The organism is Pseudomonas sp. CIP-10, assembly GCF_020911845.1.
Taxonomy (GTDB): domain Bacteria; phylum Pseudomonadota; class Gammaproteobacteria; order Pseudomonadales; family Pseudomonadaceae; genus Aquipseudomonas; species Aquipseudomonas alloputida.
The window spans coordinates 5,468,854-5,481,555 of record NZ_CP087160.1 but is presented as its reverse complement, the minus strand read 5'-3'; the positions used below and the strand labels follow the sequence as shown (position 1 = coordinate 5,481,555).

Genomic DNA, 12,702 nt, shown 5'->3' with positions numbered 1-12,702 from the left:
CGCCCAAGGAAAGCAATGAAAGTCCTATTTCTGGTGCAGAAGGAACAGCGGGCGATTCTTGACCGCCTGTACGATGGCGTCGCGGCCAACTGCGAGTGCGACCTGCGCTGGCTGACCAGCCAGGATCAGCGCAACCTGCGCCGTTACTTCAAGCGTGAGGTGCAGGTCGAGCGTTATGACCGCATCGTGTTCTTCCTGCGTTTCAAGCAGGAGATCCGTCAGGTGGCCTTCATCCGCACTGTGCCGAACCTGGTGATTCTCGAGCACGACGCCTACCAGAACTACATCCCGTGCAAGTACACCGGCAAGTTCAGCGCTCATTACCGTCAGTTGCCATGGGCACGGGTGATCAGCTCCGGCTACATGGTCAGCGAGCGCTTGCGCCAGGAAGGTTTTGACGCGGTGTTCGTGCCCAAGGGCTATGACGAGCAGTTGCTGGCCGACCAAGGGCGAGAGCGTGATATCGAACTGGCCTTTGTCGGCAGCGTCAACAGCGTGGCCTACAGTGGCCGCAAGGCACTGCTGGACGAGTTGGGGCAGGTCGAGAACCTGCTGGTAACCCGTACCAAGTCGGGTGAGGACTACTGCAACACGCTCAACCGTATTCGTTTCTTCGTCAGTGCCGATGTCGGCATGGGCGAGTACATGATCAAGAACTTCGAAGCCATGGCCTGTGGCTGTGTGTTGCTGGCATACGACCAGGGCGAGGAAGAGAACCGTGCGCTGGGCCTGCAAGACATGCACAACGTGGTGTTCTATGACAACATCCCGACCCTTCAGGAAAAACTCCGTCGCTTGCGCGCCAACCCCGAGCTAGCACGGCAGATTGCAGAAAATGGCCGCCATCTGGCGGTTTCCCGTTTTAGTTTCGGCGCAGTTGGACGTAGCATCGTCGACCACATGCGCCCTGCGCTCAGGCCCCATCCGCCACTGTCTGCGTGGCAGCGGCTGCGTCTGAAGCTGGGCATCTAAATAAGAGCTTTCACGCCCAGGAGCGGGTTGTTGAAGGCCGACAGTCGTAATGCGGAGGGAATCCGGTGCGCTTTTCAAATGAGAGTGACGTCACGCTTGTCGTGACCAGTTGTGGGCGGTTCGATCTGCTCAAAGACACCCTTGAGAGTTTCGATCGCTACAACACCGCGCCCATTCGCGAGGTATTCATCACCGAAGACTCTGGCGACGATGCTGTGCATGCCGCTGTGCCGGCGCACTGGAAGCCGTACTGCAAGGTGTTCGTCAACCGGCCCAAACTTGGCCAGTTGCCGTCTATCGACCTGGCTTACAGCCAGGTCAAGACGCCGTACATTTTTCACTGCGAAGACGACTGGCAATTCTATCGCCAAGGCTTTGTCGAAGACTCGCAGGCCATCCTGGATGTCAGTCCCAACATCTTGCAGGTGTGGTTGCGCAGCCATGCCCACGACCTGGCCATCCACAGCCCGTACATCCACTTGGGCGATCGCCAGGTGATCGCTGGGGTGCCGTGCTATCCGCTGCTGTCCGACAAGGCCGAGTGGCAGGCGTTCTCGCTCAACCCTGGGCTGCGCCGATTGAGCGATTACCAGCGCTGTGCGCCATTTGCCGCCTATGCTGGAGAAAAGGCGCTTTCCCGCCGCTACGCTGAGTTAAATCTGACAGCGGTCACCTTGGAGGGTGACGCAGTATTGCACACTGGATTCGGCAATCACGTGACCTTGCCCATTGAAGTGGAGCGTAAGGCCAAGCGTCGTCAGCGTGATCGGTTGAAGCTGGCATTGACGCTGGTTGCGGGGGCCTTGATCGGCATGGGAATCACCATTTTTGTTCAATGAAGTCGCTGTCCCACCTGACTTGAGCGGGAGAGGGCCCATGAACATCGTCAATATGATGTGGGCGGGTGGAACGCCGTACATGTCCATCCACAAGGTGCACCGGCAGGTCTTGTCGAACGCGGGTGCCGATGCCCGGATCAGTAACTGGCTGCTGCTGGGGAGCGGGCTCTGCTGTGGGCTCGGTTCGACCCGGGAATGGCATATGCCCTCACGTGCGCTCAAAGGGCGGCACTTGTGGCGCTTGCTGCGCCCGTGGCTGCGTATGCGCTTGCGCAAGGCATTGGCCGAGGCCGGGGCAGAAGTGGTGCTGCTCGATGGTATTGGCGTCGCCCGGTTGGTGCTGCCGTTGTTGCAGCGCATCGGGCACGTACGTGCCAAGGTCCTGTTCCATGGCAAGACGCGTCTGCATGCCAGCGATATCCGCTTGTTGCAGAGTTTTCCGTCCGAGCGTCTGAGTATCGCGGCGGTATCACAGACGTTGGCCGAGTCGCTGGAGCGTGACCTGGGCAGGCCGGTGCAGACGCTGCGCATGGCGCTCGACCCGCTTGCATTCGTCGAGCCTTTGCTGAACCGGGATCAGGCCAGGCAGGCGCTGAAGTTGCCTCAGGACGCCGAGGTGATGCTGGGTGCGGTAGGGCGATTGGTAGAGAGCAAAGGCTTCGAAATGCTGATCGAGGCATTCGCCAGGGCCAGTGCACGGCAACCGGGCTTGCAGCTGGCGATCATTGGCGAGGGGCCGCAGCATGCCGTGCTGCAGCAGCGTATCGACGCGTTGGGCCTGGCCGAGCGCGTTCATCTGCGCGGTCACCGCGAAGACCTGCAGCAACTGTATCGGGCATTCGACTGGCTATTGGTACCTTCGCGTTCCGAAGGCCTGGGGCTTGTGGTGCAAGAGGCGGTGATGGCCGACGTACCGGTGGTGTGCAGCGACCTGGAGGTGTTCCGCGAGCAGTTGCGCGACACGGGTGGCTACCTGCCGGTTGCCGACGAAAGCGCCTGGGCTGAGGCGATCGAGCGCTGTGCGGTGCTCAGTGCATCGACGATCGCCGCGAAGCAGCGCCAGGCACTGGCACCGGAGCAGGCCTGGCAGGCGTTCTGCAGCGGCTCGCAGAGCCTATTGCGCAGTTGAGCTCAGCGTGTCAGCAAGGCTGCCTCGAAGGCGGCAAGGGGGAACCGGTCGCCCAGGTTCTCCCGCTCGATATAGCGCACCATGTGCTGCACATTGCGTCGAATCATGCGGGCTGACAGTGGCGGGCGCAGAAAGCGCATGTCGGCCACGTCGATCAAGCCCAGACGCTGGTCGGGGGTGACCACCACGTTGCCCAAGTGCAGCGAGCGGAAATAAACGCCGCTGCGGTGCAACTGGCGGATCAGTTCGATCAGGCGTGGCAGGTAAGTGTCCCAGCTGAAGCCGTCATCGCGCGACATCTGCAGCAGCGTCCGCCCAGGTAGCGGGCGATACAGCACCGCAGTGCGGCCCGGCAGGTCGAGCTTGTGCTGGCTGATCACTTCGAGGGTAGGGATGCCCAGTTGCGCCAGGCGCGCGGCGTTATCGACGAAACGCTGCGAGTAAGGACGTAGCAGTGCAGATGAAATCAGCCGCTTCCTACGAAAAACCTTGAGGAAATTTCCATCTGTGAGCAGGTAGACTTTGGCGCCATGGCTGTCTGCCTCAAGCACCTGTGCGCCGAGTGTCAGCTGATCGAAGTCGACCTGGGTGAGCCGGGAGCATTGCATGAATAGAGCCTTGTCGTCTGGCGATCAAAATGACCGGCAATAATGCCGAAAATAATGCTGTAGCACCATGGATGGTGTTTCTGATTCATCGGGGGAAAGGATGTTGTATCAAAAAAACTGGGCACAAGCGTGGTTAGGTTTGGGCCTGGTCTGGTTCCTGGCGGCGATTGCCCTGGCACCCAGCAACAAGGTTTATCAGCAAGGTCTGGTGTTGTTCTTATGGCTGCCAACGCTGGTATTGGCCTGGTCGGCCCGAGGTGTGCTGGTGCAAGCCTGGAGGCGGCAACCGGCGCTGTGGGGGAGTGTGCTGCTGCTGTTGGCCTGGAGCGGACTGAGCCTGGCATGGTCGCCCGCCGAGGAGCCCATGCGCGAGCTCAAGCGCTTGCTCTACATCCTGGTGTTCCTGCTGGCGTTTCCGCTGTTGGCCCAGCTTGGCCAAGCCCGCATTCGTCAGTTATTGCTGCTCGGCAGCGCGCTGCTGGCCATCGCTGCGTTAGTCTCCATCATCAAGTTCTATGGGGTGCAGCGTGCGCCTCTGCTGTTCAGGCTGGCGGGTATCGGCGAAATATCCCACCCCATCCTGGGGGCCTATGTCATTGGTTCGGCTGTGCTCTTGATGCTCTACGAGCCACCTCGGCGGCGTGGCTTGCAGGTGTTGTGGCTGGCGGCACTGGCTTGCCTGGGGGCCTTCGCCATGCTCAGCCAGAGCCGTGGTGCGGTTCTGGCACTGGTGATTACCGTGGTGATGGCGCCGTTGTGGTTCCGTGACCGCCACAGCCGGGTGTTCTCTGTTCTGGCACTGCTTGCCACCGGCCTGGCCTTTTTGGCCGTGTACGACGTTATCGCCCAACGGGGCTCGTCCTACCGGCCGGAAATTTTCCATGCCGTGGTCCAGATGATAGCCGCGCACCCTTGGACTGGTCTTGGTCTGGGGGCTGCTTACGAAGTGAGCGCCGTCGGCATGCACTTCGATCACACCCACAACATGTTCACCCATGTTGCCGTTGAGATGGGCTTGCCCGGCATGTTGCTGTGGGTAATGGTGTGGCTGTTCACGCTGGGCGAAATCGTGCGCGCCCGTGGCACCCTGCTCGGCAAGGTCCTGCTGGGCTTCTGGGTCTATTCGACCCTGGCCATGCAGTTCGATGCCGCCAGCCTCACCGGTACGCCACGTGCCGAATGGTTCATCAGCTGGCTGCCGGTGGGCCTTGCCATGTTGCTGCCATGGGGGCGTGCCGAAAATGACGCCTGTGGTAAAATTGCCGGTTCAACCTGAACAGCGAGCTCGATAATGGCCGAAACACCGCGACCAGCGGAGCACACCTCCAGCCTGAAGATCTACTTCCGGCTGTTGAGCTATGTGAAACCCTATGTCGGCATTTTCCTGCTGAGCATTGTCGGTTTCGTGATCTTTGCCTCGACCCAGCCAATGCTGGCCGGCATTCTCAAGTACTTCGTCGATGGGCTGAGCAACCCCGAAGCGGTATTGTTCCCCAACGTCCCCTACCTGCGTGACCTGCAATTGCTGCAGGCGGTGCCGCTGCTGATCATCCTGATCGCTGCGTGGCAGGGCCTGGGCTCGTTCCTCGGCAACTACTTCCTGGCCAAGGTCTCTCTGAGCCTGGTGCATGACCTGCGGGTGGCGTTGTTCAACAAGCTGTTGGTGTTGCCCAACCGCTACTTCGACAACCACAACTCCGGGCACCTGATTTCGCGCATTACCTTCAATGTGACCATGGTCACTGGCGCCGCTACCGACGCCATCAAGGTGGTAATCCGCGAAGGCCTGACCGTGGTGTTCCTGTTTGCCTACCTGCTTTGGATGAACTGGCACCTGACCCTGGTGATGGTTGCCATCTTGCCGGTGATCGCGGTTATGGTCAGCATCGCCAGCAAGAAATTCCGCAAGCAGAGCAAGAAGATCCAGGTAGCCATGGGCGACGTCACCCACGTTGCCTCGGAAACCATCCAGGGTTACCGCGTGGTCCGTAGCTTCGGTGGCGAGGCCTACGAGCAGCAGCGATTCGGCCAGGCCAGCCAGAGCAACACCGACAAGCAACTGCGCATGACCAAGACCGGCTCGCTGTACACGCCGATGCTTCAGCTGGTGATCTACAGCGCCATGGCTGCGCTGATGTTCCTGGTACTGTTCCTGCGCGGTGAGTCCACTGCCGGTGACCTGGTGGCTTATATCACCGCTGCCGGCCTGCTGCCCAAGCCGATTCGCCAGTTGTCGGAAGTCAGCTCGACCATCCAGAAGGGCCTGGCAGGTGCCGAAAGCATCTTCGAGCAGCTGGACGAAGCGCCTGAAGTGGACACTGGTACGGTCGAGAAGGAGCGCGTGGAAGGGCGCCTGGAAGTGCGCAACCTGAGCTTCACCTACCCGGGTACCGAGCGTGAAGTGTTGAGCGACATCAGTTTTGTCGCCGAGCCCGGGCAGATGATCGCCCTGGTCGGCCGCTCCGGCAGTGGCAAGTCTACCCTGGCGGCCCTGATTCCACGCTTCTATCACCACGACAAGGGGCAGATCCTGCTCGATGGCGTGGAGATCGAGCAGTATCGCCTGCGCAACCTGCGTCGCCATGTTTCGCAAGTCACCCAGCATGTCACCTTGTTCAACGACACCGTGGCCAACAACATCGCGTATGGCGATCTGGCCGGCGCGCCGCGCGCAGACATCGAAGCCGCCGCGGCCGATGCCTATGCCAAGGAATTCGTCGACCGGCTGCCAAAGGGCTTCGATACCGAAGTGGGTGAGAACGGTGTACTGCTTTCCGGGGGCCAGCGCCAGCGCCTGGCAATTGCCCGTGCGCTGCTTAAAAACGCGCCGTTGCTGATCCTCGACGAAGCGACGTCGGCGTTGGATACAGAGTCCGAGCGGCATATCCAGGCCGCCCTGGACCACGTGATGCAAGGCCGTACCACGCTGGTGATTGCCCATCGCCTGTCGACCATCGAGAAGGCCGACCAGATCCTGGTCATGGACCAGGGCCGCCTGGTCGAGCGCGGTACTCACACCGAGTTACTTGCGGCTAATGGCCATTATGCCCGTCTGCATGCCATGGGGCTGGATGAGCCGGCCAAGGCCGATATCACCTGAACCCTCCTTGATCGGGGCCGTTATGGCCCCGATTGTCACGGGAATTTTCCAGGGATGATCTGGCCATAAAGCCATTGACTACCCTGTGCTAATATCCTGCCCCTGTTCATTATTTCCATATGGGTTGCCCATGAAGTTGTCCATGCCGCGTTTCGATCAAGCCCCGGTACTGGTGGTCGGCGATGTCATGCTCGACCGCTACTGGCATGGCGGTACTTCGCGTATTTCGCCTGAAGCGCCAGTCCCGGTGGTCAAGGTCGATCAAATCGAGGATCGCCCCGGCGGCGCGGCCAACGTTGCCTTGAACATTGCTGCACTGGGCGCGCCGGCCTCGCTGATCGGCGTCACCGGCCAGGATGAGGCTGCTGACAGCCTGGCCAACAGCCTGCAGGCTGCCGGTGTCCGTTCGGTATTCCAGCGCATCGCGCACCAGCCGACTATCGTCAAGCTGCGGGTCATGAGCCGTCACCAGCAGCTGCTGCGTATCGATTTCGAAGAGCCGTTCGCCACCGACCCACTGTCGCTGGGCGCGGAGGTCGACAGCCTGCTCGAAGGCGTCAAGGTGCTGGTCCTGTCCGACTACGGCAAAGGTGCATTGAAGAATCACCAAAACCTGATCCAGGCGGCGCGGGCCAAGGGCATTCCGGTGCTGGCCGACCCCAAGGGCAAGGACTTTTCCATCTACCGTGGCGCCAGCCTGATTACCCCGAACCTCAGCGAGTTCGAGACCATCGTTGGCCGTTGCGTCGATGAGGCCGAACTGGTTGCCAAGGGCTTGCAGTTGCTGCAGGACCTGGACCTGGGCGCCCTGCTGGTCACCCGTGGCGAGCATGGCATGACCCTGCTGCGCGTTGGTCAGCCGGCGTTGCACCTGCCAGCGCGAGCACGCGAAGTGTTCGATGTGACCGGTGCCGGCGATACTGTCATTTCCACCCTTGCCGCAGCCATTGCCGCGGGTGAGGACCTGCCCCATGCGGTGGCCCTGGCCAATCTGGCGGCGGGCATTGTGGTCGGCAAGCTGGGTACGGCTGCCATCAGCGCCCCTGAGCTGCGCCGGGCCATCCAGCGTGAGGAAGGCTCCGAACGCGGCGTGCTGGGCCTTGAGCAACTGCTGCTGGCCATTGATGACGCGCGGGCGCACAACGAGAAGATCGTCTTTACCAATGGCTGCTTCGACATCCTGCATGCCGGGCATGTCACCTACCTGGAACAGGCGCGGGCCCAGGGTGATCGCCTGATCGTTGCGGTAAACGACGATGCTTCGGTCAGCCGCCTGAAAGGGCCGGGCCGGCCGATCAACAGCGTTGACCGGCGTATGGCCGTGCTGGCCGGTTTGGGCGCGGTGGACTGGGTGATCAGTTTCCCGGAAGGCACCCCGGAAAACCTGCTGAGCCAGGTCAAGCCGGATGTGTTGGTCAAGGGTGGAGACTATGGCATCGACCAGGTGGTTGGCGCTGATATCGTCAAGGGCTATGGCGGCACCGTGAAGGTGCTGGGGCTGGTCGAGAACAGCTCGACCACGGCGATTGTCGAGAAAATTCGCAAAAACTGATCTGACCTTGGGGCCGTTGTGGCGGCCCTCGGCTGGGGCGGGTTTACCCGCCCCAGCAAGCAGGCGAAAGCTCCCGGGATGTCACTTGTTCAGCGAGGTCCGCGCCCGCTCCAGCAGCGCTCGCGCCTTGTCGCCAAACCTTTGCAAGTGCGACGCCCTTGCGGGCTTGCTTTCCACCAACCCCTGCTGCTTCACCCAATCCTTCCAGCGTACCCGTTCATCTGCCACCACCCAGCCTTCCTGCCGGGCAAAACTTTCTGCCAGGTACAGCCCACGCGTACTCGCCGGCACCAGCTCATCCTTTTTCAGCGTGTACAGCTCTGCCAGTGGCTGGCCGTCCTTCAATGGCATCAGGTACAGGTCGGGGCGTTTGCGGTTGAGCCGCGCCACCAGCTGGTCGCCCTCCAGCCGCTCGTCAACGTGGAACAAGCTGAGTTTCTTGGCGTCCCGGGGCACTTGCAGGCGCATGTCATAGATCAGCTGTAGCGAAGCGGTGGGCAAGTGCACATAGGCCCGTGGGCGCTCCAGGAGCATCAGCTTGCCGCAATGCACCGGGCGTGCGGCACCGGACTCTGGAGCCAGCACGAAGTGGGGTGTTTCGCGGTAGTGCAGGGCGGCGGCGTAGGGGATGGGCAGCCAGGTGTCGTTGAAGCGCCCGCCCAGCCAACCTTCCGGGGTTTCCAGCAGGCACTCCTCGGCCACTTCCTGTACGGCCGTGTGCAGCGGCAGGTTCAGCTCCTGCGCCGGTACATAACCGGAAATCAGTTTCAGTACCACATCGCCACGGTCTTGTCGGCGCTGACGCACCAGTACCCAGTAATCGCGGTTCTGCCAATGCAGCGTGAGGCGCACTGACACGCCCAGGTTGGCCAGTTCGACCACGAAGTGTTGTGTATCGGGTAACTGGATGGCCTTGCGCCGTTGCTGGGTCTGGGCAAAGTTCAGCGGCATGCCGATGCTTTGGTAAATCAAGCCTTCGGGCGTGGCCTCGACATGCAGTGGCAGTGTCTTGAAGTTGCTCGGGTTCTTGCGGATCAGCGTTCGCGCCACGAGGCTCCTCCTTGCGTCGGGTCAGTCTCCAGTCCCTGAATCGGGAGCCTGAGGTAACTCAATGCTGGCCCAGGATACGGGCGACGGTGGCCACGTTGTGGGCCAGGTGCAACGGGTTGATGGTGCCGACAATAGCACTGCTGACGCCCGGGTGGGCGAACAGCAGCTCGAAGCTGGCCTGCACCGGGTCGACGCCCGGGGCCAGGCAGATATGCCCGCTCGCCAAGGCCTTCTTTACCAGGATGGCCTTGCCGTGTTCGGCAGCGTAGTCCAGCACCGGGCGTTCTGCCTGTTCGTTGAGGTTGTAGGTGACCATGGCACAGTCGCCTTGCTCCAGTGCCTTCAGGCCGCCGGCGACGGTCTTGCCGGACAGCCCGAAACCGAGGATCTTGCCCTCCTGCTTGAGTTCGGCCAGGGTCTGGTAGACCTCCTGCTGTTCGAGGATGGCCAGGTCGTTGCCGTCGGAATGCACCAGCACCAGTTCGATGCGGTCGGTTTCGAGCCGGCGCAGGCTGCGCTCCACCGAGCGGCGGGTGTGGGCAGCGCTGAAGTTGAAATGCGACAGGCCTTCCTCGAACTCTTCACCGACCTTGCTGACGATTACCCATTCATCGCGTTGGCCGCGCAGCAGCGGGCCCAGGCGTTCTTCGCTACGGCCGTAGGCCGGGGCGGTGTCGATCAGGTTGATGCCAAGCTCGCGGGCCTGGGCCAGTAACAGGCGGGCTTCCTCATCGCCGGGGATCGTGAAGCCAGTGGGGTACTTCACGCCCTGATCGCGGCCCAGCTTGACCGTGCCGAGGCCCAGTGGAGAGACCGTGAGGCCAGTGCTGCCCAGCGGGCGATGGAATGCGTGCAGGGTTGGCAGGCTCATGGCAGCAACTGCTCCCAGGCCGGTACGCTCAGTGGAGGGCGTGGGAGGTCGGCCAGGTCGGCCTGTGCTTGTGGACGAATGCCGTCGCGCTCCAGGTGGCTGATTACCCGGTCGCTGAAGTCCGGTGCCAGTGCCAGTTTGGTTGGCCAGCCCACCAACAGGCGCTGCTGGTCGGCAAGGAAGGCGTTGTCCGGGCGTGCCAGGCCGGATTGTGCAGGCTCAGCGCGGTCGACGCGCAGTGTGGCCCAGCGCACCAGGCTCTGATCGACCCAGGGCAGCAGGTTGGCGATTTCCTTCTGCGCTGCAGCAATCTGCGCTGCAGGCTCGCGCGCCACGCCATCGGCTTCGGCCAGGTCCCCACCGAGGTACCAGACCCACTGGCCATCGGCTGCCGGATGGGTGGTCACCGTTACCCGCGGCTTGGGCCCGCCGCCGAGGCAGTGGGCGTACAAAGGTTTCAGGTTCGGGCCCTTGGCCATGACCATGTGTAGCGGGCGGGTTTGCATGGCCGGCTGATCCAGGCCCAGCGCCTGCAGCAAGCCTTCGGTGCCGGCTCCGGCACTCAATACGATGCGCTGGGCACGGATTTCCCGGTCGTCCACGCGCAGGCCGACCAACGCATTACCTTCACGCAAGGGTTCGATGCGTTCACCTGCCAGCAAGGACTCGCCGGCCAGCTCGGCCAGGTTGGCCAGCAAGCTCGGGACATCGATCACCAGTTCCGCCAGGCGATACACCTTGCCCTTGAACGCGCGGTCCTGCAGTGCGGGTGGCAGCTGGTCACCCTTGACCTGGTCGACCCGGCCGCGCACGGCCTTGCTGGCGAAGAAGCTTGTGAGGTTGCCGGCCAAGGTGCCCGGTGACCACAGGTAGTGGGCATCGGAGAGCAGGCGGGTACGCCCGAGGTCGAGTTCGCCGTTGCCGGCCAAGGCCTCGCGCCAGCGGCGCGGCATGTCGGCGATGGCTTCCGAGGCACCGGTCAGGGCGCCGTGTAGGGCGTATTTGGTGCCGCCGTGGATGATGCCCTGCGACTTGATGGTCTGCTCGCCGCCAAGGCTGGCGCGCTCCACCAGCACTGTCGAGTAGCCCAGGCGGCGCAGGCGGGCATTGAGCCAGAGGCCTGCGACCCCGGCGCCGACGATCAGCACGTCAGTGGAAATGGCAGATGGCATGGCGGTACCTCGAAGACTGGGACAGCTGGCAAGTATACAGGCTATACCTGAGATGGCCCTATCGTCGGCGAGCCCCGCACACGGGCTCTCAATGCCCAGCGGTCTTCGAGAACAGCTGAATCACCACCACGCCGCCCACGATCATGGCCATGCCAAGCATCGCCGGCATATCCAGCTTCTGCCCATAGATCACCAGCGCCGCCACACTGATCAGCACAATCCCCAGGCCCGACCAGATGGCGTAGGCAATCCCCACCGGAATGCTGCGGACTACCAGCGTCAGCATCCAGAACGCAATGCCATAGCCAACCACCATCAGCAGCAGTGGCAACGGCGTACTCAGGCCTTTCACCGCTTTCATCGAGGCGGTGGCGATGACTTCGGCGCAGATGGCAATGGCGAGGTAGGTGTAGGCATTCATGGCGGGATCCTCCGTTACTGAGCGGGCATTCTAGACGTTGCCTGGATGGGGTAAAGTCATTACCTATCAATGTGGGAGATAGGTTGATGGCCGAGCAGTGGAACCTTGAACAATTGCGTACCTTTCTGCGCGTTGCAGAACTGCGCTCGTTCTCCGCGGTGGCACGTGAGCAGCACAAAGCCCAGTCGGCGATCAGCAGTGCCATCGCGCTGCTCGAAACCGACCTAGGGGTCACCTTGTTCGAGCGCAGCAGCGGCCGGCAACCGAAATTGACTGAAAACGGCAGCGCCTTGCTGGAAGACGCCCGCGAATTGTTACGCCAGTGCGAACGCCTGGATGGCCGCGCCCTGGCCCTGATGCGCGGGCAGGAGGCCTTGCTGCGGGTCGCGCAGGACGAAGCCATGCCGTATCAGCCGGTGATCGACAGCCTCGACGAACTGGCGAGCCGCTACCCGTTCCTGGAGGTGCAACTGGCCAGCGGAGCCCAGGGCGATGTGGCGCGCAAGCTGGTGGAGCGGCGCGCCGATCTGGGCCTGTTCTTCCTCCACGAAAGCATCCCGGCTTCCTTGGAGCGCCGTGCCTTGGGTAGCGTGGAGATGGTCACGGTGTGCGCGGTCGGCCACCCGCTGGCGGGCGAAGGCCGAGTCACCCGCCAACAATTGGCCCGCCACCGGCAGTTGCTGATCACGCCACAACAAAGCGGTTACCCCGGCGGCGAGGCGATCAGCCCGCAGGTATGGCGTGCCGACAGTTTCTACGCCATGGCCGAACTGCTGATGCGCGGCCTGGGCTGGGCCTGGTTACCCCGGCATGTGGTGCAGTACCCGACCTACCAGGCGCACATGGTCGAACTGGACAGCGACTGGCGGCCGCCGGCCTTGGTGGCAGAGCTGGCCTGGCGCCGCGATGAACCTCTGGGCCCGGCCGCGCAGTGGCTGGCCGAGCGCTTTGCAGTGCACCTTCGCGCGATCGGGTAGACTTAGCCGCC

The 12,702-nt window shown here is 62.4% G+C and carries 12 protein-coding genes; 7 read left to right on the top strand and 5 right to left on the bottom strand.

The window, feature by feature from the left end:
* Window positions 1–15 precede the first annotated feature (15 nt).
* The 3 genes from LMH93_RS24745 (at window position 16) to LMH93_RS24735 (ending at window position 2,940) form a co-directional block, all read left to right on the top strand.
* Complete coding sequence (locus tag LMH93_RS24745; protein ID WP_003249439.1) at window positions 16–972, top strand: glycosyltransferase family protein; 957 nt, start codon at window positions 16–18, stop codon at window positions 970–972.
* Window positions 973–1,037: 65 nt separating this feature from the next.
* Window positions 1,038–1,811: a glycosyltransferase family 2 protein gene (locus LMH93_RS24740; RefSeq protein WP_033725379.1), complete on the top strand. Its 774-nt coding sequence runs from the start codon at window positions 1,038–1,040 to the stop codon at window positions 1,809–1,811.
* A 37-nt stretch (window positions 1,812–1,848) separates the two neighbouring features.
* Window positions 1,849–2,940 carry a glycosyltransferase gene (locus LMH93_RS24735; protein ID WP_230064705.1) on the top strand — a complete coding sequence of 364 codons (1,092 nt, stop codon included), beginning with the start codon at window positions 1,849–1,851 and terminating at the stop codon, window positions 2,938–2,940.
* Window positions 2,941–2,942: 2 nt separating this feature from the next.
* Here LMH93_RS24735 and LMH93_RS24730 read toward each other — a convergent pair whose 3' ends face one another.
* Window positions 2,943–3,548 carry a hypothetical protein gene (locus tag LMH93_RS24730; RefSeq protein WP_003249444.1) on the bottom strand — a complete coding sequence of 202 codons (606 nt, stop codon included), beginning with the start codon at window positions 3,546–3,548 and terminating at the stop codon, window positions 2,943–2,945.
* Between the two features lie 100 nt (window positions 3,549–3,648).
* Between LMH93_RS24730 and LMH93_RS24725 the strand changes: the two genes are divergently transcribed.
* From LMH93_RS24725 to hldE, 3 genes are all read left to right on the top strand, one after another.
* Window positions 3,649–4,824 carry an O-antigen ligase family protein gene (locus LMH93_RS24725; RefSeq protein WP_004576601.1) on the top strand — a complete coding sequence of 392 codons (1,176 nt, stop codon included), beginning with the start codon at window positions 3,649–3,651 and terminating at the stop codon, window positions 4,822–4,824.
* A 15-nt stretch (window positions 4,825–4,839) separates the two neighbouring features.
* Complete coding sequence (gene msbA / locus LMH93_RS24720; RefSeq protein WP_100773441.1) at window positions 4,840–6,648, top strand: lipid A export permease/ATP-binding protein MsbA; 1,809 nt, start codon at window positions 4,840–4,842, stop codon at window positions 6,646–6,648.
* A 130-nt stretch (window positions 6,649–6,778) separates the two neighbouring features.
* A complete protein-coding gene (gene hldE, locus LMH93_RS24715; protein ID WP_003249449.1) occupies window positions 6,779–8,200 on the top strand; it encodes a bifunctional D-glycero-beta-D-manno-heptose-7-phosphate kinase/D-glycero-beta-D-manno-heptose 1-phosphate adenylyltransferase HldE in 1,422 nt (473 codons plus the stop codon).
* Between the two features lie 81 nt (window positions 8,201–8,281).
* Here hldE and LMH93_RS24710 read toward each other — a convergent pair whose 3' ends face one another.
* The 4 genes from LMH93_RS24710 to LMH93_RS24695 form a co-directional block, all read right to left on the bottom strand.
* Window positions 8,282–9,250 carry a hypothetical protein gene (locus LMH93_RS24710; protein WP_003249451.1) on the bottom strand — a complete coding sequence of 323 codons (969 nt, stop codon included), beginning with the start codon at window positions 9,248–9,250 and terminating at the stop codon, window positions 8,282–8,284.
* 58 nt (window positions 9,251–9,308) lie between these two features.
* Window positions 9,309–10,121, bottom strand: a complete 813-nt coding sequence (locus LMH93_RS24705; protein ID WP_100773442.1) for an aldo/keto reductase — start codon at window positions 10,119–10,121, stop codon at window positions 9,309–9,311.
* Entirely contained in the window at window positions 10,118–11,293 is a 1,176-nt protein-coding gene (locus LMH93_RS24700; protein ID WP_003249456.1) for an NAD(P)/FAD-dependent oxidoreductase, read from the bottom strand. Before LMH93_RS24700 ends, LMH93_RS24705 begins: the two co-directional genes overlap by 4 nt.
* An 88-nt stretch (window positions 11,294–11,381) precedes the next feature.
* Complete coding sequence (locus LMH93_RS24695) at window positions 11,382–11,714, bottom strand: DMT family transporter (RefSeq protein WP_004577390.1); 333 nt, start codon at window positions 11,712–11,714, stop codon at window positions 11,382–11,384.
* Between the two features lie 86 nt (window positions 11,715–11,800).
* Here LMH93_RS24695 and LMH93_RS24690 point away from each other — a divergent pair, with 86 nt between their 5' ends.
* Window positions 11,801–12,691: a LysR family transcriptional regulator gene (locus LMH93_RS24690; protein ID WP_003249460.1), complete on the top strand. Its 891-nt coding sequence runs from the start codon at window positions 11,801–11,803 to the stop codon at window positions 12,689–12,691.
* Window positions 12,692–12,702 lie beyond the last annotated feature (11 nt).